The following is a 25,532-nucleotide window of genomic DNA, read 5'->3' on the forward strand; positions in this document are numbered from 1 at the left end:
AGTCCAGTTTCAAACGCAGGCGACTCTCTTTCTTTGAAGTCGCTTTGTGAATCGTTCTACAACGTACTTCAAGTAAAACGAAAAAACGAGTGAGGCTGTGATTCCCAACGGCACACTGAGGTAAGGGGTGTCCCCGAAAAAACGCTGGCTTCCTACGAGGAAAATTCCATGACAAAGAAAAATTTCATACGAATACTTGGATAACCACATCAGCACACCCGGGATCGATTTGAGATATTGGAGTGAGTGACAGAGACCAATTGCGATTATGGGATACAGAAATAAATTCTGAACGATAGATAGTGCAATGAGTGAAATGAGTACAAGAAGTTTAGCTCTGCTTTTGCTTGGACCTGAGAGAAGGTAGCTCAAGAAAAAGACTAGAGAGTGTGTAGCAAGAAATTGATGGTCACTACTCGATACTAAGCAGGCTGAGGAGACAGCCATCATACAGATGCAAAGCTTTTCTCTTCCAGAACTCTTGGCGAGAAAGGTGAGAACGTACAAAAGTAGAATGAGGGAGACAAACCATGTCGCCAGGTTGATAAGGTCTTCAGGGTGAGTGAAAAGTCCGGTGCCGATGAGTTGAGAGATGAACTGAAACGCTCCAAACGTTTTGTACCCAGTGAGCCAGGTCGCCAGGAAACTTAATATCGTGACAATCCAAAACTCCGGGTAGATTCTCGTCAGGCGTCGCCAAAGCCACGAAGATGGACTTCCTTTGTCGAGGGCAGCAAGCCCACCGCTAATCGCAAGGAAAATTGAAACCCCGATTTGTCCAAGGCTTATCCTTTGAACTTCTGGGTCTTCGATCAGGCCCATGATTGAGAGTTGGTGTTGCACTAAGACAAAAACGATTGCGATTGCTCTTAATAGATCAAACCCGAAGTTTCTTTTTCCTTGATTCACGCGCTCAATACCCTTGGTTCAATCGCGGTCGGCCCATTGTTTTAGATGCTCTACTTACAGAAGGATTTCCTTCACGACGCGAGCTTTTTCAACGCCGGTCAGTTTTAAGTCGAGACCCTGGAATTTGACGGTGAAGCGATTGTGGTCGATACCGAGTTGATGCAACATCGTGGCGTGCAGGTCGCGAACATGGACAACGTCTTCGGTAGCGTTGTATCCGAGTTCATCGGTCGCTCCGTGGCTGATGCCCGGTTGAATTCCTCCGCCTGCCATCCACATTGAGAATCCTTTGATGTGATGGTCTCGACCGGCTCCCCCTTTGCCCTGAAACATTGGTGTCCTGCCAAATTCGCCGCCCCAGATGATGAGTGTTTCATCGAGCATCCCTCGCTGCTTCAAATCCTGAATCAGTGCGTAGGTCGGCTTGTCGGTCAGGTCGCAGCAGATGTTCATGTACCTTTCCAGGCCACCATGGTGATCCCAGCCGCGGTGGTACAGTTGGATAAAACGGACGCCTCGCTCAGCGAGTCGTCTTGCGAGCAAGCAATTCGAAGCGTAAGTTCCGTCGCCGGGCGAAGCTCCGTACATGTCGAGAATGTGCTTCGGCTCGTTCGAAACATCCATCAGTTCCGGAACGGAAGTTTGCATTCGAAATGCCATCTCATAGGCGGCGATTCGAGCATCGACTTCGGGGTTTTGAATGTTCTTGTTGCGGTGCCGGTTGAGTTGATTGACGGCAGCGACAAGTTCTTGTTGCTGCTGCATCGAGATTCCAGGCGGAGGAGAAACGTAGTGGACAGGGTCGCCGGTTGAGTTGAATTCAACTCCCTGAAATCGACTTGGAAGAAATCCTGCGCCCCATTGCCGTGACGCAATCGGCTGAGGGTTGCGTCCGCCGACACTGGTCATCACGACAAAGCCGGGCAGATCTTCGCTCTCACTTCCGAGTCCGTAATTGATCCACGAACCCATTGACGGTCGACCACTGATCGCCGTGCCTGTGTTCATGAAAGTGTGTGCTGGATCGTGGTTGATTTGTTCCGTCACCATGGACTTGATGACACAAATGTCGTCAGCCATTTTCTGGTGCCACGGGAGGAAATCGGAAATCCACTGACCGCTTTGACCGTACTGGTTGAATTTTGTGAGCGGTCCCAGGCACTTCAGTTCCTGCCCTTGTAGCTGTGCGATCGGCTGCCCTTGTGTGAACGAGTTCGGCATCGGTCGGCCATCCAACTCCGCCAGTTTGGGCTTATAGTCGAATGACTCCAGATGCGATGGGCCGCCCGCCATGCAAAGGAAGATGACTCGCTTCACTTTCTGCCCGAAATGGGGAAAGCCAGCTAACCCCTCAGTCAGACCTCGCGGCAACGAAGTCGACGACGAATCACTCGCTGAAAGGTCATTCGCCAACAGTGAAGAGAGTGCGGCACTTCCTAGTCCGACTCCTGTCGATGACAGGAACGTGCGACGGTTCTGGTGGTTGGATAGGTCCGGAAAATTCATGAGGACACTTTCGTGTTTCCTGTCTCCGTGAAACTCGGTGTTACGATTTCATCGATGACTGACCACAAAACAGGAGCTGAGCATCAGTTCTACATAAATTCTCGGCAAGATGTGATGGACTTCGCAAGTTTTAACGACGACATCATTCCGGTGCTGGCTCTGAGCTTCTTGCTTTGTCGGAAATATCCTTCCGGCACCAGGCACCTTGCCAGCGAATACACTTGATCGCTTCGTAGGCTCGTTTCTTCGCTTCGGAGAGATCATTTCCCAGAGAAGTGACCCCGAGGACGCGACCACCGGTGTTGGTCACATTGCCGCCATCTATTGCTGTTCCAGCGTGGAAGACTTTTGTCTCCGGAGTTTTTGCAGCTTCATCCAAACCTCGAATTGAATGACCTTTCGAGATTGGGCCTGGGTATCCTTCTGATGCCATTACGACGCAAATTGCGGATCGGTCGTCCCATTCGAGGTCCGGCAAGTCTTTGAGTTTTCCATCGGCTGCAGCGAAGAGAACTTCGTACAGGTCAGACTTGAGTCGCATCAAAACCGGTTGCGCTTCCGGGTCTCCCAGGCGAACGTTGTACTCGAGGACTTTTGGTCCCTGTTTTGTCAGCATCAGACCGGCGTACAAGACACCTTTGAATTCCGAGCCATTCTTTCGCATCGTGTGTATTGTCGGAATGAGAATCTTTGAGATCACTTCATCGATCAGTTCCGGAGTTGCGAACGGTGCAGGGGTGTAGGCTCCCATTCCACCGGTGTTTGGGCCTTCATCGCCATCGTAGGCTGCTTTATGATCCTGTGCCGGTTCGAGGGTGACGATCGTTCTTCCGTCGACGAGTGCGAGCACGCTCACTTCTTGTCCTTCGAGAACTTCCTCGATGATGATTTTTTTCCCTGCGTCACCGAAGACTTTTTGCGTCAGCATTTGATGGATCGCTTCGATGGCATCTGCTTTGTTGGAGCAAACCGAAACGCCCTTCCCGGCGGCCAGTCCATCCGCTTTGATGACGAACGATTCCTCTTCTCGTTCCTGTACGAATTGAACAGCGTCAGTCGCGTCGGTGAAGATCCAGTAGTCCGCTGTGGGGACATTTGCACGGCGCATGATCTCCTTGCAGAAAATTTTACTTCCTTCCAAAGCCGCAGCTGCTTTCGATGGGCCGAAAATTCGAAGCCCCTGTGCTTTGAAGTGGTCAGAGATCCCTGCCACGAGTGGGACTTCAGGGCCGACGACCGTCAGGTCGATTTCATTCTCTTTTGCGAAGGCTGCCAAACGCTCACAATCGTCAGCTGCGATATCAACATTCGTGGCATCCTCAGCTGTCCCAGCGTTTCCGGGGGCACAGAAGACTTCGCTCACCTTTGGTGATTGACTCAATTTCCAAACGAGAGCGTGCTCACGCCCTCCTTGTCCGACAACAAGTACCTTCGCCATAATTCCAAACCTCGATCAATTGCGGTCTCTGACTGCAATTTTCTAGCTGCTGTTGATTCTTATTATTGTTTTGAACGTTTATGCAATCCCCGCCAGATCGTCATGACGACTGATTGGGATCTGGCTGACGGACGCCACTTGTGCCTGGGCGGAAGTCTCGCCGTATTTATTGACCCGTCGAAATTCTCCCGCTGAAACCGTCTCGAACCAGTCCGGAAAACTCTGGAGTCGTCGCTTTTCTCACAGTATTAGAGAGCAATTTCAGGTTTCATGATCAGTTCGAATCTGATTCATGAATTCTGCGTCTTGTGGAAAAGGTCGATTCATTCTCTGGGAATCGCTCTTTACGCAAACCGGAAACACGAAAGTCTTCTAAGATTCAAAATTCTCTGAAGAAGTTTATTCACCGCAGGGGCTCAATCGGAAGCGAGTGAGGCCACTGTTCAGAAGAATCTCGGTGAGAAACCGTCGACAATGATTTCAGTCCGATCTCATCGTCATTATAGTTGCCGGAGTCTCAACTCGCGAGCGGAGACTCTGAGCAATTTCAATTAGGAATACGCGTTGGAATTGCACCAGCCGAGCCTATTTGCATCGTTTCTGCGGTGAGTGTTGTCTCAGAGAAGGCTTCCGCGAGACAAAAAAACGAGATTGCAAAGCGAAACTGAAATAGTCAGCCCCGAGAGTCGCATCGACTTGAGTATTTCTTAAAACTGATCCTGAAACTTGAATTCGCTCGCTTAAACACTGAGATAAGTGACTTTTCCATAAGTATTCGGACTGATTCAAATGCTTGTCGTGCCTGTGGGTGTGGGGATGACTCTCACAGCTTCATCGGCCGTTCACTTAGGTAAAGAGTGGCGGTCAGGATTGGATTGAATTATGAGCCTGGACGAAAATCGATTTGCCACACTTCAAGGACTGACTGCTGTTGTCACTGGGGCCTCTTCAGGCATCGGGCGAGCGATGGCATTGGAATTTGCCCGAGGTGGGGCAAATGTTGTGGTTCATTATGCGAAGTCTATCGACGCAGCTACTCAGGTCGTCGCTGAGGCCTCTCGTTTTGGCGTGGCAGCCAGCAAGATTCAGGCGGACTTGGGGGGGGTGAATCACGAAGGGTTCGTTCAATCGGTGGAAGAGGTTTCAGGTCCGGTTGATATTTGGGTCAACAATGCTGGAGTCGACTTGCTGACAGGGGCTGGGGCACAGCTTGCATATGAGGATAAGTTGACAAAACTGTTAGAGGTCGATGTTGCCGGAAGCCTCCACTTGAGCCGTGCGATCGGTCGGCGCATGAAAATGCGTGGCTCGGGGGTGATTCTCAATATTGGTTGGGATCAGGCTGACCGAGGAATGGAAGGGGACAGCGCAGAGCTGTTTTCTACCGCGAAAAATGCAGTGATGGGTGCGACTCGGTCATTGGCTGTCTCTTTGGCGCCGGAAATTCGAGTCAATTGTATTGCTCCCGGATGGATACAGACGGCTTGGGGAGATCAGGCGAGCACGGATTGGCAGGAGCGAGTTTTGCAAGAAACTCCGTTGAAGCGGTGGGGGCAACCGGAAGATATTGCCAAACTTGCTCGATTTTTGGTCAGTTCAGACGCTTCATACCTGACGGGACAGGTAATCAATGCAAATGGTGGCGCAATTCGTTGAGAGTTGCCTTGACGTCCAGAGTCAACAGTTTCTAAACTCTTCGATCGCTAGAGCATTGGTGAGATTTCACCAGACTTCAGCGGGTGTAGCTCAGTGGTAGAGCACCACGTTGCCAACGTGGTTGTCGAGGGTTCAAATCCCTTCACCCGCTCTTAAAGATAAATACGAGGAGATAAGTCTTCGATCGCTGAAGGCTGATCTCTCCAAGCTGGTCATAATCGATTTATCTTGATAACGCAGAAGTAGAGTGCGATGGATGACATTCTCTTATGACGGAGAGTGTCCCGCAGCGAACGCACGATGATCAGTAACTGTGATCAGAAGTTGTGTGCTCGATATCATAGTGATCATAAGAATTGTGATTACGCAGGGCATTGCGACAACGAATTAACATACTCTTGTTTGGCCGTGATCCTGGCGGGTTACCGGCCGTTTTTTTTCTAAAGTCTGGCGATACTAGCTCGATCTTCGATACGATCTTTCTATCATCAGGTGAATTGAACTATTAAACGTTTTTGTCAAACCAGCCATGCTGGGGGGTAGTCGACGTGTCTGAAGAAATTGATCAGAACGCTGAAGTACAGGCTGATGGCGATGTTGGAGTCGCAGAAGCAGAACAGGCAGCTGAATCCAAAATGGACTTGAACGTCACGATTGAAGACGTTGGTCCATGTAAAAAGCATGTTCGAGTCTCCGTGCCACGGAATTCTATTGACGAAGTTTTTTCAGAACTCCTTGAAGAATACGCTGAAAAAGCGGAAGTTCCGGGATTCCGAACTGGAAATGTTCCAGCTTCGCTGGTCGCAAAACGCTTCAAGAGCGAGATCTCAGAGCAAGCGAAGCAACGGGTTCTGATGGCAAGCCTTGAGCAGCTTGGCGAAGATTCTGACCTTGACCCAATCAATGAGCCAAACCTCGACCTCGAAAGTATCGAAATCCCCGAAGAAGGTGACTTCGAATATGAGTTCGACGTTGAAGTTCGTCCCTCGTTCGATTTGCCTGAGTACAAAGGGCTGAAGGTCGAGCGTCCAAATCGCGAGACGACCGAAGAAGAAATCGACGCCTACCTTGAGCAATTCCTTGAGCAGTACGGTTCATTGGCTCCGGTTGAGGCACCTGCTGAAGAGGGTGACTACGTAACCGTCGACGTCGAAGCATCTTACGACGGAAAAACTCTCACTAAGATTGACGATGTTTCTGTTCGCGTTCGACCGACTCTCCGGTTTCAGGATGCAGAGCTTGAAGGATTTGCGGACTTCATCAAAGGGGCTTCCGCAGGCGACTCACGTGAAGCGGATGTGACTGTTTCGATGGAAGCCGACACAATCGGCATGCGAGGCGAGTCTGTCCATCTGACTTTTAAGGTCTTGGACGTCAAACGAATTGAAACTCCAGAACTCAACGAAGAGTTCCTTGGCCGAATTGGAGCTTCGTCCGTTGAGGATCTTCGTGATCAAGTACGGCAAATGCTCGATCGTCAGGTGAAATACGAACAACGGCAAGCCACACGTCGCATGGTGATGGAGAAAATCACTGAGTCGGCATCTTGGGAACTGCCAGAAGATCTCGTGAACAAGCAAGTTGATAATGCCTTGCGTCGTGAAATCCTTGAGCTTCAACAAGCAGGGTTTACGTCAAAGGAAATTCTCGCAAGAGAAAATGATTTGCGGCAGAACTCACTCAGTATGACGCGACAGAACTTGCAGGAGCACTTTGTTCTTGACCGCATCGCTGAGCAGGAAAACATTGAAGTGTCAGATGAAGATCTCGATATGGAAATCTTCAGCATGGCGATGCAAAAGGGTGAAAACCCACGTCGTGTCCGCGCCAGAATGATCAAAAACGGAACCATCGAAAACCTGGAAGCTCAGATTCGTGAGCGAAAAGCAGTCGATGTGATTCTGGATTCTGCAGAATTCACTGACATCGAGATGCCACCAACAGTTTCGAATAATATCGAAGCGCTCAATCGAAGTGTCTGCCGAACGACTTCACAGTCGGATATTGATGCAGATGCGGACGATGAAGAGGGTGACGAAGAGTAATACCTCATTGCTGCAAGCAGATTTCGGTTTTGCAGATGCGGGAATCAGGATTGAAGGTGCGAGCAAAACGGCTCGCACCTTTTTCTTTGCGCTGGAGAACCTCTCTCCTGTGACGGTTTTCGTCGACCAATGATCTCGCTATCGTTCTCAAAGGGGGGCAAGGCATTACGAGGATCACGTGTTGACTCTTCCGGAGGTGCTGTTTTGTTATTGCGGGGCGTGTCCTGTCCTGGTCTCTCAGGGTGCCTGTGAGTATTGATGCTGGCGAACTCAATTTGGCCACTTTTTATTTCTGGCTTCTTTGTTTCGGTACTCCAGTGGTGATGAACCTCTCGTTTGGAAACTTTCGCCTGAATAAATCGTAAGATTACTTTTTCGAGATCATTTCTTTCTACGGAAAGCTGACGACGTGGCAAACGTTCTGGATAAAATTGTTGAGTACAAACGGGGTGAAATCGCTGCCGCCAAGCTTCGACGATCTGTCGCCGACATTCAGGCAGAAATTGTCGATGCTCCTCAGGTTCGCTCATTCACTGAGGCCTTGAAGTTGCATCACCCAATGGGTTTGATCGCAGAAGTTAAGCGGGCATCTCCGTCAGCGGGTTTGATTCGTGAAGACTTTGATCCAGTCGAAATTGCGAGGATCTACGAGCAGAATGGAGCAGCCTGCATTAGCGTTTTGACAGACGAGCACTTCTTTCAAGGTTCGCTCGATTACCTTGAAGAGGTTCGCAAGCAAGCAGGAATCCCTGTTTTGCGTAAAGACTTTATTCTGGACCCATATCAGGTCTACGAAGCACGCGCAGCAGGGGCCGATGCGATTCTACTCATCGCTGAGTGCCTCGATGATCGTGAGTTGCTCGAGCTTTACACTCTCGCGGTTGACCTTCAAATGGAGGCGCTCGTTGAGGTTTATGAGCCTGCGAATGTCGAGCGTGTACTTCAGCTGAATCCTCCTCTGGTCGGTGTGAATAATCGCAATTTACAAACATTCGAAACTGACCTGAATCATACGATCTCGCTTCGAAAACAGATCCCGGACCATATTCTCTTAGTCGGAGAAAGTGGAATCCACACACGAGCAGATGTTTTGCGGCTTCAGGGCGGTGGGGCGCATGCGATTCTGGTTGGCGAATCCCTGATGCGTTCTGAAGACATCGGCTCGCGGGTCCGTGACATTCTTGGAGCATCCTCGACTTCTGAAAAGGAAGACTGATGACGACTGAATCAACAACTGTCGAACATGTGCTAGTGGTCCCGACGTCACTATTTCACGAAATAGGGCATTTCCAAGGCTATACCACGGAAATCAAGCCGTACCTGGAGAGGCTCTTCGATCCAAAGCACGTCAGTTATCGCCCCAGAAACGAAGTTGAGGAAGACCCAAGCTTCAAGCAACTCATTCCCTACTGCATCTTCCGTCATGCGGGGGAGATCTTTTATTACACGCGCGGCTCTGAATCTGGCGAAGGGCGGCTACACGCGAAACGCTCGATTGGAATCGGCGGACATATTTCTGCAGAAGATCAAAATTCTGGAAGCCATGTTTATCACGTTGCAATGCAGCGTGAAATCGAAGAGGAAGTCTATATGGAATCAGGGTTTACGCAAAAATGTGTAGCTCTGATTAATGATGATGAAAACGAGGTTGGAAAGGTCCATCTTGGGATTGTTCACATCTTTGACCTGGAAGCGGCAAAAGTTCGACCACGTGAAAAGTCGATCATACAGACAGGATTCGAAAAACCGGCACAACTGGCTAAGTCTTCAGAGGATTTTGAGACTTGGTCACAAATCTGTCTCGAATTCCTCAAGGACGAAAATAATTCATAGCGACTCGGATACGAATAGCCTCCTGGCCTCATATCGAGTCGCTCAAGCGAGTCGGATGCAGACAAAGGAGTCTCTGTCGTGAAGGTCATTAAAAGTTTGCTGGTCGCCGGGGTTCTGGCGAGTGTGGGGACATCCACAGTGAGTGTTCAGCAGGCATCTGCTCAAGATCAGGCTGCTGTCGGGGTGACAGAAGATCAGCTTGGGGAGCTCATCTCTGCTTTGGGGCTTGAGCCCGAGAAGAAGGTCTCGCGGTACGATTTCGCATTCCAGACGGTTGTCAATGACGAAGAGTGGGAACTCTCGATGTCTGCGATTTTGAGTAAGGATGGGTCAGGTGTGTGGCTGATGGCCTGGCTGGATCCGCTTCCTACAGTCTCGGCAGAAGTTCCCAAAACAGCCCTTCTTCGCCTGTTGGCCCAGAATGACGAGCTTGGGGGCGGGAAATTCTTCTCATATATCCCAGCCACGCGTCGTTTTGTTTTACAGCGAACAATTCCAAACGAAGAATTGACCTCGGCGAAGCTTCGGGTAAGCTTGCAGGACTTGGGAGCAAGCGTTGTGCAAACTTATCCAATCTGGTCGGTTTCTAACTGGAATCCAACAGGAATTCCAGCAGCTCCGACTGGTCGGAGTACGCAACCTGCCTCAACAGGTGCGACTCAATCTGCTGTGAACGAATCGAAGTTCGAGCAGCCAATACGTAAGTAAAAGTGCGTTCAGCGTAGTTTGGGCCGATTAGAAACGGCTGCTGAACACCACGATTCCGGGGGCGATACCCGGGTTGCAGCCGCGACTTCATCGGCAGGGTTTCCTGGTTCAGGAAGCTCTCTCGATGGAGTTGCGGCTCACCTTGTTGAACACCGAATGTTTTCTTATGTTTTGAACTTGATTCGCTTCGAAGAATCACACTGGTTCTCAGGGCCAGAAATGTTTATGCTGATGACCACAGATACTAGAATTCGAGTTTTTTAGCTCACAACTTACCAATTTTGTTCACTCTCATTTTTTAATTTGCGAGGGAACGTGAAGCGAACGATTGAAAGATCTGTCTTTCGTTCGTCAAAAAGGAGTGAAGGGCGTGTCGACAATTACCGACGAGAATCCGACAAAAACCACGCCCGGTGCTGCAAGAACATTGTTCACTCGCCGTACTAGTTCGTTACTTGGAATCCAGATAGCTGGATGTGGGTCGTATGTCCCTGAGATGGTCGTTACTAACGAGCAGCTCGATCAGGAATACGGCTGCGATCCGAATTGGATTGTGCAGCGGACCGGGATTCGTGAACGACGCCATTGCCCGCCTGAAATGGCCACGAGCGACATGTGTGTCGAGGCCTCCCGTAAGGCGATCCGCTCTTCCGGCGTTGATCCACAACAGATAGATCTCCTTGTTTGTGGGACATTTACGCCTGATTATCACTGCCCTTCGACGGCCTGCCTGGTGCAAGATAAGCTGGGGCTCGATTGTCCCGCGTTTGACACTGCGGCCGCCTGTGCTGGCTTCATGTACGCACTGGTGACGGCATCGCAGTTCGTTGCCACTGGGAATGCAAAATACGCCCTCGCAGTCGGAGGGGATCTGAACAGCCGTATCGTGAATCCGAAAGATCAACGGACGTACCCTCTCTTCGGTGATGGAGCAGGGGCTGTGCTCGTCACACGGGGAACACCACATCAGGGGCTGGTTTGCTATCAACTCGGCTCAGACGGCTCAGGTGGCCCGTTATTGGACCGACCAGCTGGCGGGACACATACGCCAATTACTCCAGAAGCGATTGTTGCAGGAGAGCAGTATCTCCGTATGGATGGTCGCAGCGTGTTTAAGTGGGCAGTCCGCATGCTGGCGGACACAATTGAGCTCGTTCTGGAGAAAAGCGGGATGAGTGTCCACGATATCTCGCAATTTGTTCTGCATCAGGCCAACGTTCGGATTATCAATGCGGCAGCTGATCAGCTTGGGATTCCTCAGGAGAAGCTGTTTGTGAATCTGGATCGCTATGGCAACACATCCGGCGGGTCCATTCCAATCGCACTGGATGAAGCTTTCCAGGAAGGAAAGATCCATCGGGGCGACGCCATTCTGATGTGCGGATTTGGCGGTGGATTGACATGGGGAACGGGCGTCTTCCGCTGGTAAGCTTGCGGGCTTTTCATCTCCGTCTCTGCTTCGCTGTATCGTGTTTTTTGAATTGACCCTCGCATTCTGCTTAGAGGCGAACAGCAATTTCTCTGGAAAGACGTGTTCTCTACATGCCGATGAAGATCGCTTCGGTGCTCTTGTTTTTTTAAGGGGCTGCCAGTGAAGCGGGACCCAAAGACTGTCTTGGGCTTGCATTATCGCATTTTTCAGTGTTCGTTCACGTCTCTTCGTGAGGATAGCTTCGCGACTTCCTGAATGGCTTCCTTCGGGGCCGGGAAAGGGAGGTCAGTTTGAGAAGTGGGGCGTTTTGATTTCTTGTAGGTCTGGGGCTTGTTTGAAGTTCTCTGATGGCACGAAAAAAACGCCGAAAGCTTTGGGGCTTTCGGCGTTTCTGTTTCACGTCACAGCGGGATCAGGTTCAGATCACGCGAACGTTCTCTGCACGTGGTCCTTTTGGGCCTTGTCCGACGTTGTACTCAACGCGTTGACCTTCGCGGAGGTCGTCGTAGCTAACCCCTTCTAGTGCTGAACTGTGGAAGAACATGTCTTTTCCAGTTCCATCTTCAATAAAGCCAAATCCTTTTGAGGTGATTCGCTTAATTGTTCCTTCTGCCATAACTCTCTTCCAGTACTCTCAAAATGGTGTGCTGTCATCTGTTCGTGAAACACTCACGTAGTCTTGACTGCAAAGGTTGTCGTAAAATCTTCTTTGTACACTTTGCAAAATGCGTCAGTGTTTTGGCTTGTGCCTGTGATTTGCGATTATGATTCACATTTCACTTTTGGCGGATAGCAAGTATTTGCAGAGCAAGTCTGCTGGGAGTGATTGAACGTGTTGACGAACCGTCTCAAACGGACTCAGATTCATCAGACGGATCCGCTTCGGCGTCTGGAGGCTCCGGAGGAATAACAAGTCCTCCAGCTTCTTTTCTCTCCATGCGGCGAGCACGCTTGGCTTCTGCTTTAGCGCGTTTCTCCGCTTCTCGTTGACGCTTGGCGAATGTGTTCTGATTTTTTGCGATGAGGTCTCTCCATTTAAACGGGATTCAGTTGAATTCACAAACCTATGAACCACGACTGATACTTCTAGTTGATCTCTGTCTGAAAGTCACGTGACTCGCATTGAGTGAGGCACTCGCGAGTGCCTCAAAGGCTACGGTGACATGGCATTTCAGTTTGAACAGAGACTCCAAGGCATTGTTGGAACCTTGGATGCAAAGTTGCGATTCCATGTGTTATTCGTTGGGTGAATTCAGGCGATTTCTGATTCTTTATTGTATCTAGTGGAAGGTTGAACCGCCAATCGATTCAGTTAAGAAGGTGTGTGTTTTGCCTTCGGACCCTTCTTGAATGGTTTTTTCTTTGAGTGGTATTTTCTTTTTGGTTTTCCGTCCGGCGTCGCTGCGGAGTCTGCCGATCGGCGTTTTGCTGGCCGGTTGTTAGATGAAGATTTTCCGCGTCGACGTGACGGAGAGCCACCTTGGCGTTCTCGTCGTTGAGGTGCGGGAAACTCTGGATCGACTGGAACTTTCTGGCCAATGAATTGCTCGATGACGTGTAGCAGGCGACGTTCTTCGCTGCTGCAGAATGAAATTGCAATTCCATCTGCTCCAGCGCGTCCGGTCCGTCCAATTCGGTGGACATAGGCTTCCGCTTCGAGCGGGATATCGTAGTTGATGACATGAGTGATGCCGTCGACGTCGATTCCCCGGGCTGCGACATCGGTTGCAACCAAGACTTTGACGTGCTTCCTTTTGAAGGCGTTCAGTGCACGTTGGCGAGCGTTCTGTGATTTGTTTCCATGGATTGATGTCGCTTTCACGTCACGGTCTTGCAACCGTTCAGTTACCATGTCAGCGGTTCGCTTTGTCTTTGTGAAGACAAGAGCTTGTTCGACATCGTCACCATTGAGGATCGTCTGCAGCATGTTCTGCTTTCGACCACGGTCCATGTGGAGGACTCGTTGCGCGATTTTTTCGACGTTTGTCTTTTCTGGAGTCACGTCGACAGTGGCCGGTTCAACAAGCAGGCTTTGCGAGAGTTCGATGATCTTGGGGGGGAGCGTTGCTGAGAAGAACAGTGACTGTCGCTTTTCAGGAAGCTCTCGGATGATTCGCTTTAAGTCTGGCAGGAATCCCATGTCCAGCATGCGATCCGCTTCATCCAGAACGAAGCATTCAAGTTGGTTCAGTTCAATGTGTCCCTGGTTCATCAGGTCGAGCAGGCGACCTGGTGTTGCGATCAGGATATGAGCTCCACGTTTGAGCTTCCGGACCTGGTCGCGTTGAGAGACTCCTCCGTAAACGAGGACGTGTCGCAATCGCAGGTGACGACCATAAGTCGCAATGCTATCGCCGATTTGGACAGCGAGTTCACGTGTGGGGGCGAGGATTAAAGCGTGTGGTCGTTTCGAAACAGCTTTTCGATTTGTGCGACCGAGTTGGTTCAGGATTGGCAGTGAAAAGGCTGCCGTTTTCCCTGTTCCTGTCTGGGCAGAGCCGAGAACGTCTCGTCCTTCAAGAGCAACCGGGATGGTTTGCGCTTGAATGGGGGTTGGTGTTTCGTAGTTTTCATCTGCCAGTGCACGTTGCAATGGAGCAATGAGATTCAGTTCCGCAAACGTCTTCAATTGAATTCCTTAGGTGGTTTGGTGCCAATCAGAAAATTTCTGAAATGTGTGGTTCCGCCAGTGTTTTGACAGGCCAGAGTCAGTTTTTCGGATCAGTCCTTCAGCAACGTCGCTGCTGATTGGTTTTATCGTGCTGCTGTTTGAAATCGACGTTTTGATTTGAAGTAATCCGTACTGATTTTCAATCAACAATTTTGGCACAAGGTCTTGGCAGACATTGTCCACGTGGGTCATCCAGAACGTCAGGCTGATTTCTCACACTGTTGATTCAAAGAGAGCAACACGAGGGGCCGAAACCAGGCTAAAGTTTCAAATGGCGGAACACAGTATTTTGCGTTTTGCATCGCATGAAGCACTTCGATGGAGTTGGTTATCGACAGTTGACAGACCAATTCGTCGGAGACTTGCGAAGATGCGTCAATAAAATTGACAACACCAAGTGGCAAACGCCGCGTTCCGGGGAATTCTGGACAAACAAGAAATTCACAGAATTCATTGCATCATTTGATGACGCTGGCGGCTTCCCAGAGCGGTTAACACAACCGATAGTTGGCAGCAGGATGTGCGGAAAAAAGACCGACACACAACAACGGGATGACAGGAGGTTCCAGCTCTTAGATCAAAAGTACCCGTTCGGCCGGAACAACGTTTTCATTTCACTGAAACCGTTACTCGCTTTTCTCCGACCGATTTGTCCCAGGAAAATTTCCTTGAACAGAAGGGAGTATATCTATGGGATAGGCATTCGCCAACCCACAATTTTAAGAAATATGAGGATGTGGAGCCTTTTTTCCGTTCACAGTCAATATCGGAACTTCTCGATTTACCGTCATGGTAGGTTTTTGAGTGGGGGGAGAAGGCTCACAGGTCCATTGGTCACCTGTTTCTTTTTGAGCAAGTTTTTCGTTGGGCGGTCGGCGGTGGGCAGCTGCGAGAATTGAATTGCTACACTCAGCAGGGACTTGAAGGTGATTCTGAAATCTTTTCTTATTTCGTGAAGTTCAGGTTGAGCAGGGCACGATCCGGACTGCTTAGCTCGATGTTGAATTCGTTTTCCAACGGAGATTTCAATCCGTGATTTCTTTTCGGGATGTGCAGCCTGAACAAATGTATTCAAGTCAACCTCGACAGACCTGCCCGGATTTGCGAAAGTCTGATATGACCAATCCGCGACATAAAGAGGAGACAGCTGTGATTCAGGATGATCAACAGCCAAAGAATTCTCAGAATTTGTGCCAGGACTCCTCGATGGGAATGGCTCTCGGAAATGCGTTCGCTGGTCCACAATCTTCTTTGTACTTGGGGATTGACCCCGGGTTGAATCGGACTGGCTATGCGCTGGTTCGCCGTTCAAGACAGCGTCCGATTTTGCTCGAAGGAGGAGTCATCTCATCGACGAAATCGAAAACGCTTGCAGAACGTGTTCACGAAATTGGTTCGGGAATTCGCGAGGTGCTGGCGGAGTTTTCACCGGGAGCCATTGCGATTGAGCAAGTCTTTTCGATGACTCGCAACCCGAAGACTGCTGTCTTAATGGCACATGCGCGTGGGGCGATCCTCTTCGCTGTTGCGGAAACTGGAATCCCTTTGGTCCATTATACTCCTCGACAAATCAAGAAATTGCTGACAGGAACCGGGACCGCCTCAAAGGAGCAGGTGCAGTTGGCAGTTCAGCGAGAATTGAAACTCAAAAGAGTCTTGGAGCCGAACGATGTCGCTGATGCGAGTGCAATTGCTCTTTGCCATTACTACAGTGCAAGAGTGAATTTGAACGAATCGCAACCCTGTCCTGTGATTTGAATATTTGATGTGCACGCTACTTCATCAACCTGGCATGCTTCTAACCCTTTATCGAAGACGAAATGTCTGATCGCCCTGCACCGAACGTTTTAATTCTCTGCAAAGACCTGATGTTCTCCAGCCAACTAAATGGAGCTGTTCAGCGAGCGGGGTTGGTTCCCCAAACTTGCCTCGGACAGATCACGCTCACTCAGGCTCTGTCTCAACACGAAATCCAATGGGTCATTATTGACTTGGAAACAGAGAAGCTAGACCTGGAAGCACTCAGGTCTGCAACGACCGGTAAATTGGTTGGCTTTGGACCGCATGTTCATACTGCGAAGCTCGGAGCCGCCCAAGAAGCGGGGTTCGACTTTGTCTTAAGCCGCGGACAAATCTCTCGAGGTCTCGATCAGCTACTCGGTTCTTAAAAACATTGGTGCCCCCGAAAAGATGTCTGTCTTAACGAACAGGCTCGAGCAGCTTTTGAAAACACTGCGACGTTCCGCCTCGTGGCGAAGAGTCTGCGAAGTATTGAACGCGGTCTTCGCGGGCACGAAAAACATCGAAGATGTCTCAGGCCTGTTTCGGCATTGTTCTGACGTTCCGCCTCGTGGCGAAGAGTCTGCGAAGTATTGAACGCGGTCTTCACGGGCACGAAAAGCATTGAAGATGTCTCAGGCCTGTTTCGGCATTGTTCTGACGTTCCGCCTCGTGGCGAAGAGTCTGCGAAGTATTGAACGCGGTCTTCACGGGCACGAAAAGCATTGAAGATGTCTCAGGCCTGTTTCGGCATTGTTCTGACGTTCCGCCTCGTGGCGAAGAGTCTGCGAAGTATTGAACATGGTCTTCACGGGCACGAAAAACATCGAAGATGTTTAGGGGGTGATGATTGGGAGTGTTTGACTTGTGGTTTGTGAGTTCGGCTTCGGTTGTTCGCTGGTTTTGCCTTCGCGGAGTTCTTTTGCGGTTCCGCCGTGGACTCTCCGGTTGAAGACGTCTGGGTCGAACGGGTCGGGCTGGCTTTGATTGAGGAGATCTTGCAGGCGGATGCTTTCTCGCCGAGGAGTCGTTGTCGTTGTCTGGGTTGCGGTGGGCTCTGTTGCGGTGGACTCTTGTGAGTCCATCTCTGCGCTTGCCTGTTGGATCACTTCTTGTTGTGAGCCAGGTTCTTCAGCGTTTGCGATTGTGTTGGACTTGGAAGAACCGGTGAGGTCGCGAGCGACGCTTGTCACCCAATCTTTCAAGACTTGATGCTGATCATTCCCATGTGGTCCGAGAAAGATTCTTTGGTGATGCGTGTCGACCGCGATAGCCTTTGTTAAAAAGGGGCTTCTTTCGGGGGACTTCAAATCAATTTGTTGCAACACATTCTCGAGGTTGCTTTGGCTTTGAAGTCGATTCCCCAATGAACCTTGGCGAATAGCTTCCAGGTGAAATTCATTTTTGGCAGCCTGTCCGTGGCAGTAGGCGTTTCCGCATTTGTTGTGAATCAGTGGTTGGATGTGTCGGATGTATTTCTGGTGAGTCTCTCGGCTTAGCCCTGCAGATGTTCGCTCTCGGGGGCGTAGGAATCCATCCATCGTCATGGCTGGCCCGGATGGGAGTTGAACCTGCTTTTTGACCGGATTCAATTTCTCTTCGATTTTCACCATCAGCGCTCGCGACTCAGGGCGAAGCGGTTCCAGTTTAAGAGCTTTGGAAACTTCTGTTCTCGCCTGACCGACCAAGTCGTTTGTGAGGCACCACTCAGCGAGGACGAGGTGGTCATCGGTTTTGGGGTTGGGTGTCCGATCTCTCAGTGCGATATATGCTTCGTTGAGTGTTCGGGCAGTGACGTAGACTTTGCCAAACGGCACGATTCCATAGGTTCCGTTGTTGTCGATTCGGTATCCCCCAGCGACGTTGCTGATACGTCCAGAGAAGACACGACCGTCTTCCAGCACAATCACTCCATCGGTGAAGTCCAGGCGAGGGGATCCCGGGGTTTGATTCGTGTTGAGGGGCTGGATTTGTCCGGGAACTTGAGGCTGCACCGCTTCCTGAGCCTGCGAGAAAGCCGAAAGGCAGCAGAGTACAGAGAAGGTCATCAGGCGAAATTGCCTCGTCCGACTATTCATTTCGTCACTCCCTGACGTGAAAATATCCAGTGGCTGACAGAGCAGTTTGCTCTATCGTGTGCCCGTGAAGAATGCATCTCTCCAGTGAGTATGCTGTTCGCCACGAGGCAAATCCTGCAAGCCAATTCGAAAGATGCTCTAGTCTCTTGGAGAGTGGAGCAGAGAGTCAAGATCGGTTCTCCGAATGTCTCGACTGGCAAGAGCAGGGAGGGGGTGAGTCGTTGCTGAGCGGTCCGTGAGCGGCATAACCGGACCTTTCGAGGGAAGAGAACTCCTGATATTGGTGAATCGAAATGTGCATTTTGTCGGGAAGTTGCTAGATTGACTGGACTTGCGGAACGGACTTTTGATTCGATGTTGGCTTGTCGACGAGCGCCATTGAAGCAATTCAACCTGTTGTTTTCGTTTGTTTTTGCTGTTCCGAAAGCCAATGCTGGAGCGAATTGATGCCGAAGATCCGTTGCAAAAGTTGTGAAGCGACATTGAATGTTCCCGAGAAAGCTCTCGGCAAAACAATCAAATGCCCTAAGTGCAGCAACAAAATAAAGGTTCCGAGTGGCGGGAGTGGCGGAGCATCTCCTCAGCAACAACGAAGAAAGAAGAAGCCAGTCAAGTCGGCGGCTGCAGATGACCCGTTCGGTTTGGGGAATCTTGATGATTATGATCTGGAAGACAAAGACGAGCAGATCTGCCCTTACTGTGCGAAGGACATCGATGAAGATGACGTGATTTGCCAGAGTTGCGGGATGAACCTCGAAACCGGGCAGATGGATCGTCGTGAAAAGAAAAAGCGGTCCCGCAAAGGTCCTGACCCTTCCAAGTTTTTCGCTGCGGCATTTCCGGAATCGTGGAAGTTCGTGCTCAGTGAACCAAGAATGGCGGTCCGGGTGGGAACCGGCTTCACGTTCTTTACAACATTAGCCCTCATGTGCGGCTACATGGGGTTTGTTTATGTCCAGGAGCAAATGCCACCCAAAGTCTTCTGGATTATGTTGTCTTTGCTTTGCGGTCTCTCAGTGCCAGGCTTGATGTGGTATCTGACATTGAAAATTGTTGACTCGACCCGACGCAACGATAAATTTCAGTCCGATCGAATTCAGTTTGATCTGTTTACTTCTATTGCAGCTGGGGTTCGTGCGTTCTTCTGGCCGCTGATTCTGATCCCCGGAGCGCCTGTGATACTCGCTGGAGGGGTTGTCTATAGCTTGTTGTTTTCCGGTGATCTGAGCAATCCAGCCTTTCTGATCGTCGGTGGCGGGCTGTTAGGGTTTGCACTCTTTTTGCTGCCGATGGCCATGGTCCACATGACCGCGAGATACACTTATAAAGGCTGGATTCTCTGGGAGCTCTTGCAGATTCTCTTCCAAAATTTGGTCGGGATTATCTACATGCACCTCGTCGCCTTTGTAGCCCTCATTCCCGCGTTGCTGGTGGCTGTCCCGATCCTGCTGGTGATCAAGGGAGATGGTGGGTTCGAATCGATGAACCCCTTCGGAAGCGGTGTCGTTAACGGGATTACCGCAGGGATTACAACCTGGTTCCTGAACATTGTTGGTATGAATCCAGACCCGGAAGGGGGAATGTTCACAATTATCCGGGCGATGCTTAACATCGCAGCGGCGTTTATTGTCATCGCTCCGATCGGCTATCTCTCAGCCTTCCCTGCCATTTTCGTAATGAAAGCGTGCGGGCTGTTTGGGTACTACCACAGCTCAACGCTGGGGCTGGTTGACCAGAAACGTGAGTACGAAATCGCCACATTCTGGGTCCGCTACCTGGGGCATATTATTGACAACTTATGTGCACCTCTCGCGGTGTTTTTAGTCAGTTCGAATGCCAAACTCTCTAAGGTCGCCTGGGTCTTTACCGGTTTCCTTGTGCTTTCATTTATCTTTGCGAAGGTCGCGTTTCCAGGGATGTTTGTGTTGTGGCTAATCTATAGCAATTGGATGTACTGGGTTGTTCAGGAAGCCTCTGAGATTCGCACGACACTCGGAAAGGATGCTTTTGGTTTGATTGTGATTACAGAAGACAACAAGCAATTAACGATGAAGCAAGCGACAATGAAGTGGTTCCTCCGGAATGTCTCGGATAATTTGGCGGGCATCCCATTCCTTTTCGCAGCCATCCCCCCCAAGAAACAAGCTCTGCACGACATGGCTACGAAAACCAAAGTCGTCTGGAAAGGGGATCGATAGATCAGCCGGGAATCGTCGATCTTTATTGCCAGTTGAAAGATTGCTTAAGGAGCATCAACGGGCCAGCGCCACCTTCCGCGTCACTGTTTCCAAAATGATCTTCCAATTTGGACAGGGCGGGCTGGCCAAGTCCGTTTTTGTGACCGACTGGTGTTAATACAGTCATGAAGATGATGACGTTTCAAGAATGGCTGGCGATGCGGTAAGGGTTGTGGCTCAACGACGACAGGGCCGTGGAAGGTCTGTCGAAGTTGACGCAGCCTAAACCGAAGAAATCGCCCCAACGCAAGCCCATCACGCAGGCCGTGAAGCCGGCAAAGCCGCAGGTGCGTCCCGTGCTGCCGAAGTTTTCAACTGCACCAACGAAAAACGGACGACCATGATGGTCGCCCGCTTTGGTTGCCCTTTTTTTCTGTCAGCTTAGGCCGTCGCCTCTTGCTGCTTTTCGCATCGGCGACGACGGGTGGCACCGATTCCAGCAACACACGCACCGATTCCGAACAATGCGAGCGACGAGGGTTCGGGGACGGCAGAAACAGAATCTGCTACTACCCACGCTCCAAGGTCTTGGTTATTGCTATTTGCAGAACGAAGGGATTGATTAGCCGAAAGTGCGTTCGTAGCAAAATTCCAATTTGTATAACCATCGTATTTCCACGAATAGGAGATCCCGTCTAAAGAGTTTCCGTCGTTATAAATCCCCCAGATTAGCTCCCTGTCAGTGCCCGGATGGGGATTCCCAACGTAATTGCCGCCGAGAATTACGACTTCACTAGAAAAGTTGGCTGGAACTGCGGGAATTGAAGCTTGAAGGATATTCAACTCAGGAAGCGTTGCAAGATGAAAGCCAGACCCTGCGAGTAAGCTGTCGATGGAATTGTATGTACTAGTCACGTCCCAGAAATTGTCGAGATCGAGCCATACGAGCGATGTGGAGTCATCTGTGAATGTCGAGAAAGAGTTGCCGCCTATGATCACGTCTGCAGAATTGATTATTCCCGCCTGCACCTGCCCCGCTGTCGCGATCAGCACTGCCACGCACGCCGCTGCCCGTTGAATTGCCCGTATCATCACGCTTCTCCCGTGTTGTTTTATTGGAAAGTTTGGCCCGCTAACGATCCAACATCGGTAGCGTCTGATGTGTGACGCTAGCATTGCCATGCAAGGGGAAGCAATAGACAATGTTGCAAAAAATTAGAAAAAAGGGAGATTTCACGCCTCGCCAATACGCTCCAGCAGGTTCATAAAGTGTAATCCCATGATGCTTGAGGGAGGAAGCGGTGAATCGTTTGTGTTTTTGATTTTGTCACGCTTAGTCTAGCCAGAGGCGTTCATTATAAAACTAGGGCACTGGATAGAGTTGCAGGAGCAACTCTTTTTCGGATGAGTCGTCGATTTCTTCCAGTCGCTGTTTGAACTCGTTTCTCGCTTGGGCTGCTTGCTGCTCTTGCCCGGCAAGCTGATGTGCAAGGGCACTCGCACCTGCGAGGCAGGCGTGGTCGAAAGGGTTTGCATCCTTGATGGAATTCAAGTGCGCTCTTGCGTGTGAGGCGTAGACGAGTCCGTTTTCTGGACGTTTGGCGATGCAATACGCCGTAGCCAGCAACAGGTCTGCTTTCAAAAGATTCAGCTCTGTGCCAGCGTGCTGCCAGTGAAATCTTGCAGCATGAGCCAAATGCAACATTTCCTCGATTTGTGTCTCTGTTCGGGACTCTGCCTCAACGAGATCCCAGCTACCGTTGTTGCATTCAATCGCAAACCAGCGGTGAGCTGCTGCGACGTCAAATTGAGGAGTTGTCATGTTTCTCTCTCGGTGAGGTTTGAGTTGGCGAAATCATGATTTTCGAACTGGTAATCAGAGCCAGCCTCGTGGCGAGTCATCTATCAAGTTGTGAAAACGCAAGCCGTGAAAGTGAACTTTACAAACGCAATAAGCACTAAAGATGCCCTGAGTTATGATTTTTTTAATGCGTTCTCCAGACCTTTCAGTTAATAAGGGGAAGCTGGCTGCTTGAACCTGGGTCTGCGATACCAAGGAAATTTTGACCTGTCCCATCAGAAGTCGCAAGGACATTGAGAGGAGCACTCCCAAGGTTTGGGGCGTTTTGAATCCAGATGTAAGTTGTGTTTGCATGTCCTCGCAAGATACCATACCGGTTGGATTGACAATGCTCATGAACACTATGTTTGAGGAACCTGCTGTGCTCTTAGGTGATATTCACTTGACTAAGGTCGAGGTGGAATCCAGATGAGTAGTGGAATGACCCCCGTCGAAGAGATGGTCCACCGCATTCTTGTTGTCGAAGACGACAAGGACGAGGCGGAGTTTCTGAAGGCATTTCTCAACGAAAATAAATATACGGTCGAAATTGCAAAAGACTCGGGGCAAGCACATGTCGCCTTTTCAATGCATCTGCCGGATTTCGTGATTCTCGATGTGATTCTGCCGAATGAGGTGTCCGGTTTCGAAGTCTGCGAACGGATGAAAAAAGAGAATCCGTTCATTCCCGTTATGATGCTGACCGCCATTGATATGGATGACGCCCGCTCACTCGCCTCACGAGTCGGAGCGGATGGATATATGACCAAGCCGTACGATCCGGAAGAGCTGCTTGCTCAAATTCATATCATCGCCGAAGATGTTTGGAAGCAACGACATTTAGGAACTCGACCTGACACGGGTGAGAAAGTCCGGTTTAATTGTGGAGAGTGCGGGAAACGTTTGAAGGTGAAGGCGTCGCACCGAGGGCGAACCTTGAATTGTCCTCGCTGTGGCCAGCCAGCAGTTGTTCCGCTTCACGATTAATCACGAAACACGTTGTTGATGTTGCTCAAGCCAAGTTGAATTCACTGATGGATAAATTACCTCTCCTCGAAATTCAGACCGGACGTCATAAAGGTCGAAAGATTCGGCTGACGGATTCGGAGACGATCATTGGTCGTTCCGGGGACGCCAAAATTCGCATCAGTTCGGAAGACGTCAGCCGTCATCACTGTTTGTTGATCGTTCGCGACGATTCGGTTCTCGTCAGAGATCTTGAAAGCCGCAATGGAACGTTTGTTAACGGACGCCCGATCGATGGGGAAGTGGTGCTTCAGCCCGGAGGGACGCTGGCTGTCGGTCCGATGGTGTTGCGTTTGCGAGGTGGTTCAGAAGATTCAAGCAGTGTTGAAGTCAAAATTACTGTGAAGTCGCCGTTACAAATTGCAGAACCCCTTTCGGATGATGACATCGCATCTTGGCTGTCAGATAGTGAATTGGGGACTCGCATTGAGTCGGACACTGCGACTTATGATACCCCTTCCGTACCTCCTCCACGCGATGCCCCAAGCGTTGAAGATACGGCTCCGAAAATACGTCGCCCGACTTTTGCATCGGTCGCAGAGGAAGCCAAAGACATTATCAGGCGGCACTTCGAAGGACTCGAACAGGATTGATTCATCCGGTCCGAGATCTCCACAACGAACTCCTCTGTTGAATATGCTGAGTATGGAAACGTAATGCGAATTATTGCTGGGAAATATCGAAGACGAAAGCTGCAAACGAACCCGGGATTGACCACCAGGCCGATTACGGATCGGGTGAAGGAAGCCCTGTTTGAGAACATTCATCAACGTGTCGATGGAAAACGGGTTGCCGACATCTTCGCGGGGACCGGGACGATTGGTCTCGAGGCTCTTTCGCGAGGAGCAACGAGCGTGACCTTCATCGAGAAGGATCGCAAAGCCCTCCAACTGCTCAAGGAAAACGTTGCCACACTTGACTGCAAAGAGGACGTTCTCGTCTGGCCAGCGGACGTCCTTCGCTGTTCTTACCGTCCCAAGGGGGACCGTATTGCGGACTTCGTTCCCTGGGAAGTGGTCTTCTTCGATCCGCCATATCAAATGGTCCGAGACATCATCCCCGGGAAACCATTGTGGACCTCCTTAAAGCGGCTAGCCAAAGAAGAATCAACAGCCGAAAACGCCACGCTGATCTTACGGGTTCCCAAGCGTGCTGAATTCGAACTCCCCGAAGAGTGGGCGGTCAACTGGTCAATGACCATGTCCGGGATGACAATCCACATCTGCGAAAAGATGTCCGGCACAGCGGCTGAAACAGAGCCGCCATCGGAGACGCCGTAACTCTTCGTAACGCGTACTCTTCTTGAAGCATCTTTTGAATTGGTCTTCCGTGTCGATATCTCCCCCGGTGAGTCACCACCGGGGGAGACCATCGACCACTCAAAATGCAGGAATATTACTGCGGACAAATCGTTAATTGACTTTAGAACAATTTCGAACCGGTTTGCAGAATTTGCCTCGTGGCGAACAGCATTTTTTCTAGAGAAACGCGTTCTTCACGGGCACACGGTAGAGCAAACTGCTCTAGAAGTCGCTGATGACTTCTCCACCGCTGCGAGTTGCCAGCGATTGAAAAACGCCTTCGTCAATGTTCTCGCTGATGAAAACAACATGACCATCACCCAGAACGAACTGAGCTCCCCCAACGTGAGAACTTCCGAAGTCTTCAGGGTGGTGATGAAAGTTCGGGGGATGTTCCGCATGACCAACCATGCGAGCTATTTCTTCTTCAACTTCAGGGAGAGCTCCTGACCAGGTGCCGTAGAATTTTTCACCAGTCGTCGTGTCCGTGAATGTTGTTCTCTCTCCAACAATGATTGTTGAACTCGATCCATCAGTGAAGTCGCGAAACCTGATTTTGCTGTTGTGGAAGAAAGCACCGTCACTGACGCATTGTCCGGACGAAGTGACCGGTGCAGTCCCCGGAGCATTTTCACAACCATGGAGTTCAACTGTTCCAAACACAGCCGGGTAGTTAAACGTCGCTAATTCAATGTCGGCCCCATTCCTGTCCTGGATTGTGAAGACATCCGGTTTCGGATCGCTCGGACATTGGTACGTTGAGAGGGAGCTGTTGAGAAACTGGCGATTTGGTGCAGCGTCCATTGGAAAAGAGAAATTAAATTGATTGTAAAGAGGAGCCTGGTCCAGGAATGGAAGCAACATCGTTCCCCAACCGAAGCCACTTTCTCCTTCTGGGTTGGCCATTCCGTTTTGAACACCAATCCACCCGGACGGGAAGCATCCGTGGACATCATGGTAATTATGCAAGGCGAGGCCAATTTGCTTCATGTTGTTCTTGCAACTGGATCGGCGAGCCGCTTCACGGGCTTGCTGGACCGCAGGCAGCAGCAACGCCACTAAGATCGCAATGATTGCAATCACTACGAGTAGTTCGATGAGCGTAAAACCCTTTTTGCGTCGGGCAGACATAA

The 25,532-nt window shown here is 50.4% G+C and carries 21 protein-coding genes and 1 tRNA gene; 13 read left to right on the forward strand and 9 right to left on the reverse strand.

The genetic code is table 11. The features are described from left to right. Positions 1-9: 9 nt before the first annotated feature. From Mal48_RS01260 to purD, 3 genes are all read right to left on the reverse strand, one after another. Positions 10-909: an acyltransferase family protein gene (locus Mal48_RS01260; RefSeq protein WP_197441946.1), complete on the reverse strand. Its 900-nt coding sequence runs from the start codon at positions 907-909 to the stop codon at positions 10-12. 54 nt (positions 910-963) lie between these two features. Then, entirely contained in the window at positions 964-2,415 is a 1,452-nt protein-coding gene (locus Mal48_RS01265) for a DUF1501 domain-containing protein (RefSeq protein ID WP_145195348.1), read from the reverse strand. Positions 2,416-2,557: 142 nt separating this feature from the next. Beyond that, positions 2,558-3,853, reverse strand: coding sequence for a phosphoribosylamine--glycine ligase (gene purD, locus Mal48_RS01270; protein ID WP_145195350.1), 1,296 nt, complete (start codon positions 3,851-3,853; stop codon positions 2,558-2,560). Positions 3,854-4,735: 882 nt separating this feature from the next. Here purD and Mal48_RS01275 point away from each other — a divergent pair. From Mal48_RS01275 to Mal48_RS01305, 7 genes are all read left to right on the forward strand, one after another. Next, positions 4,736-5,509: an SDR family NAD(P)-dependent oxidoreductase gene (locus Mal48_RS01275; protein ID WP_145195352.1), complete on the forward strand. Its 774-nt coding sequence runs from the start codon at positions 4,736-4,738 to the stop codon at positions 5,507-5,509. A 79-nt stretch (positions 5,510-5,588) separates the two neighbouring features. Beyond that, positions 5,589-5,660, forward strand: a tRNA-Gly gene (locus tag Mal48_RS01280). A 397-nt stretch (positions 5,661-6,057) separates the two neighbouring features. Beyond that, the gene (gene tig, locus Mal48_RS01285; RefSeq protein WP_231739834.1) at positions 6,058-7,554 is read left to right on the forward strand and encodes a trigger factor; all 1,497 of its coding nucleotides are present in this window, start codon (positions 6,058-6,060) and stop codon (positions 7,552-7,554) included. Between the two features lie 409 nt (positions 7,555-7,963). Then, the gene (trpC, locus tag Mal48_RS01290) at positions 7,964-8,770 is read left to right on the forward strand and encodes an indole-3-glycerol phosphate synthase TrpC (protein WP_145195354.1); all 807 of its coding nucleotides are present in this window, start codon (positions 7,964-7,966) and stop codon (positions 8,768-8,770) included. Then, complete coding sequence (locus Mal48_RS01295) at positions 8,770-9,387, forward strand: phosphoesterase (RefSeq protein ID WP_145195356.1); 618 nt, start codon at positions 8,770-8,772, stop codon at positions 9,385-9,387. The genes trpC and Mal48_RS01295 overlap by 1 nt, the downstream gene beginning before the upstream one ends. A 78-nt stretch (positions 9,388-9,465) precedes the next feature. After that, entirely contained in the window at positions 9,466-10,095 is a 630-nt protein-coding gene (locus tag Mal48_RS01300; RefSeq protein ID WP_145195358.1) for a type III secretion system chaperone, read from the forward strand. Positions 10,096-10,465: 370 nt separating this feature from the next. Further along, the gene (locus Mal48_RS01305) at positions 10,466-11,524 is read left to right on the forward strand and encodes a 3-oxoacyl-ACP synthase III family protein (protein WP_231739835.1); all 1,059 of its coding nucleotides are present in this window, start codon (positions 10,466-10,468) and stop codon (positions 11,522-11,524) included. Positions 11,525-11,945: 421 nt separating this feature from the next. Here Mal48_RS01305 and Mal48_RS01310 read toward each other — a convergent pair whose 3' ends face one another. Then, complete coding sequence (locus tag Mal48_RS01310) at positions 11,946-12,143, reverse strand: cold-shock protein (RefSeq protein WP_145195362.1); 198 nt, start codon at positions 12,141-12,143, stop codon at positions 11,946-11,948. A 696-nt stretch (positions 12,144-12,839) separates the two neighbouring features. Beyond that, positions 12,840-14,156, reverse strand: coding sequence for a DEAD/DEAH box helicase (locus Mal48_RS01315; protein ID WP_145195364.1), 1,317 nt, complete (start codon positions 14,154-14,156; stop codon positions 12,840-12,842). 1,158 nt (positions 14,157-15,314) lie between these two features. Here Mal48_RS01315 and ruvC point away from each other — a divergent pair. Both ruvC and Mal48_RS01325 read left to right on the forward strand, forming a co-directional pair. After that, on the forward strand, positions 15,315-15,956 hold the full coding sequence (gene ruvC, locus Mal48_RS01320) for a crossover junction endodeoxyribonuclease RuvC (protein WP_231739836.1): 642 nt from the start codon (positions 15,315-15,317) through the stop codon (positions 15,954-15,956). A gap of 62 nt (positions 15,957-16,018) precedes the next feature. Then, entirely contained in the window at positions 16,019-16,366 is a 348-nt protein-coding gene (locus tag Mal48_RS01325) for a hypothetical protein (protein WP_145195366.1), read from the forward strand. Between the two features lie 447 nt (positions 16,367-16,813). Here the strand turns inward: Mal48_RS01325 and Mal48_RS01330 are convergent, their stop codons facing one another. Next, entirely contained in the window at positions 16,814-18,055 is a 1,242-nt protein-coding gene (locus Mal48_RS01330) for a hypothetical protein (protein ID WP_145195368.1), read from the reverse strand. 446 nt (positions 18,056-18,501) lie between these two features. On the opposite strand from Mal48_RS01330, the gene Mal48_RS01335 reads away from it, so the two are divergent. After that, positions 18,502-20,253, forward strand: a complete 1,752-nt coding sequence (locus Mal48_RS01335; RefSeq protein ID WP_145195370.1) for an RDD family protein — start codon at positions 18,502-18,504, stop codon at positions 20,251-20,253. A gap of 420 nt (positions 20,254-20,673) precedes the next feature. Here the strand turns inward: Mal48_RS01335 and Mal48_RS01340 are convergent, their stop codons facing one another. Together Mal48_RS01340 and Mal48_RS01345 are read right to left on the reverse strand one after the other, a co-directional pair. Next, positions 20,674-21,324, reverse strand: a complete 651-nt coding sequence (locus Mal48_RS01340; protein ID WP_197441947.1) for a PEP-CTERM sorting domain-containing protein — start codon at positions 21,322-21,324, stop codon at positions 20,674-20,676. Between the two features lie 271 nt (positions 21,325-21,595). Then, positions 21,596-22,054, reverse strand: coding sequence for a hypothetical protein (locus tag Mal48_RS01345; protein WP_145195374.1), 459 nt, complete (start codon positions 22,052-22,054; stop codon positions 21,596-21,598). Between the two features lie 447 nt (positions 22,055-22,501). Here Mal48_RS01345 and Mal48_RS01350 point away from each other — a divergent pair, with 447 nt between their 5' ends. From Mal48_RS01350 to rsmD, 3 genes are all read left to right on the forward strand, one after another. Continuing rightward, positions 22,502-23,059 carry a response regulator transcription factor gene (locus Mal48_RS01350; RefSeq protein WP_145195376.1) on the forward strand — a complete coding sequence of 186 codons (558 nt, stop codon included), beginning with the start codon at positions 22,502-22,504 and terminating at the stop codon, positions 23,057-23,059. 47 nt (positions 23,060-23,106) lie between these two features. Then, positions 23,107-23,691 (forward strand): FHA domain-containing protein, encoded by a 585-nt coding sequence (locus Mal48_RS01355; RefSeq protein WP_145195378.1) that lies wholly within the window; start codon positions 23,107-23,109, stop codon positions 23,689-23,691. A 63-nt stretch (positions 23,692-23,754) separates the two neighbouring features. Then, positions 23,755-24,378 (forward strand): 16S rRNA (guanine(966)-N(2))-methyltransferase RsmD, encoded by a 624-nt coding sequence (rsmD, locus tag Mal48_RS01360; protein WP_145195380.1) that lies wholly within the window; start codon positions 23,755-23,757, stop codon positions 24,376-24,378. 243 nt (positions 24,379-24,621) lie between these two features. Here rsmD and Mal48_RS01365 read toward each other — a convergent pair whose 3' ends face one another. After that, on the reverse strand, positions 24,622-25,530 hold the full coding sequence (locus Mal48_RS01365) for a DUF1559 domain-containing protein (protein WP_145195382.1): 909 nt from the start codon (positions 25,528-25,530) through the stop codon (positions 24,622-24,624). Between the last annotated feature and the right edge of the window lie 2 nt (positions 25,531-25,532).

The organism is Thalassoglobus polymorphus, from assembly GCF_007744255.1.
GTDB lineage: Bacteria > Planctomycetota > Planctomycetia > Planctomycetales > Planctomycetaceae > Thalassoglobus > Thalassoglobus polymorphus.

Excerpts from the sequence above, each read along its gene's own strand:
- Mal48_RS01275 (WP_145195352.1), top strand. The coding sequence starts at position 4,736 with ATGAGCCTGGACGAAAATCGATTTGCCACACTTCAAGGACTGACTGCT.
- ruvC (WP_231739836.1), top strand. The coding sequence starts at position 15,315 with ATGACCAATCCGCGACATAAAGAGGAGACAGCTGTGATTCAGGATGAT.
- Mal48_RS01325 (WP_145195366.1), top strand. The coding sequence starts at position 16,019 with ATGTCTGATCGCCCTGCACCGAACGTTTTAATTCTCTGCAAAGACCTG.
- purD (WP_145195350.1), bottom strand. The coding sequence starts at position 3,853 with ATGGCGAAGGTACTTGTTGTCGGACAAGGAGGGCGTGAGCACGCTCTC.
- Mal48_RS01310 (WP_145195362.1), bottom strand. The coding sequence starts at position 12,143 with ATGGCAGAAGGAACAATTAAGCGAATCACCTCAAAAGGATTTGGCTTT.
- Mal48_RS01365 (WP_145195382.1), bottom strand. The coding sequence starts at position 25,530 with ATGTCTGCCCGACGCAAAAAGGGTTTTACGCTCATCGAACTACTCGTA.
- Mal48_RS01345 (WP_145195374.1), bottom strand. The coding sequence starts at position 22,054 with ATGACAACTCCTCAATTTGACGTCGCAGCAGCTCACCGCTGGTTTGCG.
- Mal48_RS01355 (WP_145195378.1), top strand. The coding sequence starts at position 23,107 with ATGGATAAATTACCTCTCCTCGAAATTCAGACCGGACGTCATAAAGGT.
- rsmD (WP_145195380.1), top strand. The coding sequence starts at position 23,755 with ATGCGAATTATTGCTGGGAAATATCGAAGACGAAAGCTGCAAACGAAC.
- Mal48_RS01265 (WP_145195348.1), bottom strand. The coding sequence starts at position 2,415 with ATGAATTTTCCGGACCTATCCAACCACCAGAACCGTCGCACGTTCCTG.
- Mal48_RS01340 (WP_197441947.1), bottom strand. The coding sequence starts at position 21,324 with ATGATACGGGCAATTCAACGGGCAGCGGCGTGCGTGGCAGTGCTGATC.
- Mal48_RS01350 (WP_145195376.1), top strand. The coding sequence starts at position 22,502 with ATGAGTAGTGGAATGACCCCCGTCGAAGAGATGGTCCACCGCATTCTT.
- Mal48_RS01330 (WP_145195368.1), bottom strand. The coding sequence starts at position 18,055 with ATGAATAGTCGGACGAGGCAATTTCGCCTGATGACCTTCTCTGTACTC.
- Mal48_RS01295 (WP_145195356.1), top strand. The coding sequence starts at position 8,770 with ATGACGACTGAATCAACAACTGTCGAACATGTGCTAGTGGTCCCGACG.
- Mal48_RS01335 (WP_145195370.1), top strand. The coding sequence starts at position 18,502 with ATGCCGAAGATCCGTTGCAAAAGTTGTGAAGCGACATTGAATGTTCCC.